At 60.9% G+C, this 1,277-nt stretch carries 1 protein-coding gene; it reads right to left on the reverse strand.

Translation table 11 applies throughout. The annotated features are described in order from the left end of the window. Positions 1-117 precede the first annotated feature (117 nt). Positions 118-1,277, reverse strand: a 1,160-nt coding sequence (locus ACOI7D_RS27775; protein ID WP_221078789.1) for a carbohydrate porin, incomplete at its 5' end; no start/stop codon positions are given.

The raw sequence follows: 1,277 nt of genomic DNA on the forward strand, positions 1-1,277 counted from the left end.
AGGAACGTAGGCCGGATAAGGCATGTATGCCGCCATCCGGCATAAATGGAGCGCACCAGTCGTAGCCCGGCTAAGCGTAGCGCCAGCCGGGAACGCTCCTTCGACAACGCTATCGCATCAGAACCACGCCTCAAACATCCCGCCGACGTTCAGCGAATCCAGCTGCTGGTCTTTGGTGCCGTTGACCTTCGCGGTATGCTCGTTGTCCACCTGACCGCCGGTCACGTAGAAGCGCAGCATCGGACGGAACTCCGGCCCCATGCCGATGGCGATGTTCTGCGACAGCGTCAGCTTCCAGCCGTGGTTATCCCCGCCCTGGTCGTAGTCCACGCGCTGGTAGCCCGCTTCCAGCCAGGTGGAGTGCACGTCGTTCCAGAAGTACATCGGCCGCACGATGGCGCCGTAGTTTTTGCGGTTGTCGGTATTATCTTTGCCGTTGTCGTAGTCGTGGAAGGCCAGCAGATATTCCACCTGCGCCTGCTGGGTGAACTTATGGCTGCCCTCGAAGCTGGCGTAGACCGTGGTCAGGTCGTCGGTTTTGTTGTAGACGCTGTTATCCGAGTTGTCGGAGTAGCGCAGGATCACCTTGTTCACCCCGCTGTCGTTGGTGTGGCTCAGCACCAGGCCGCCCTGCCAGGCTTCGAGACGCGCGTCGCTGTCCACCGCCTTCGAGTCAAAGCCGTAGTTGGCGTACACCTCGACGTCGATCGGCCCGGCCTTGATGTTGTGGGTTTTGGTGGTCAGCGCGTAGTGGCCGTTGTCCCCGGTGTCGGAGCTGCCGGTACAGGTGATGCGCGACGGGTTGGTCTCGTCGGCCATCACTTCCGGGCTACAGGATTTCACCTGCGACACCGCCGCCACGTCGAACTGCACGCCGCCGATATCAAAGTTCTTCACCCCGGCGCCCTGGCCGTCGTGGTTCATCCAGAAGTAGTCGTTGATCCCCTGTTGCGGACGCTGGTGGAAGTCGCGGCCGGCCCAGATATAGGCGTTGGGATTGGATTCCAGCACGTTGGTGACGCCGACGTAGGCCTTCTTCAGGTTAACCTCGTCGCTCCAGTGGTCGAACATGACGTTGAGATCCCAGATAGCCCCCTGCGCGCTTTTGAAGGCTTTGCTGATCTGGAATTCGCCGCCGTTGCTTTCGTTGCCCAGACGACCGATCGCCGAGGCGCCGTTATAGGAGCCGTCGACGCCGACATATTTCTGGTCGCCGGTCTGGAAATGGGCGCCATAGCGGGCATAGCCGCTGAACTTGAGGCCGAACGGAATCGCCA

Source organism: Klebsiella sp. C360, from assembly GCF_048822415.1.
Lineage (GTDB): Bacteria > Pseudomonadota > Gammaproteobacteria > Enterobacterales > Enterobacteriaceae > Klebsiella > Klebsiella quasipneumoniae.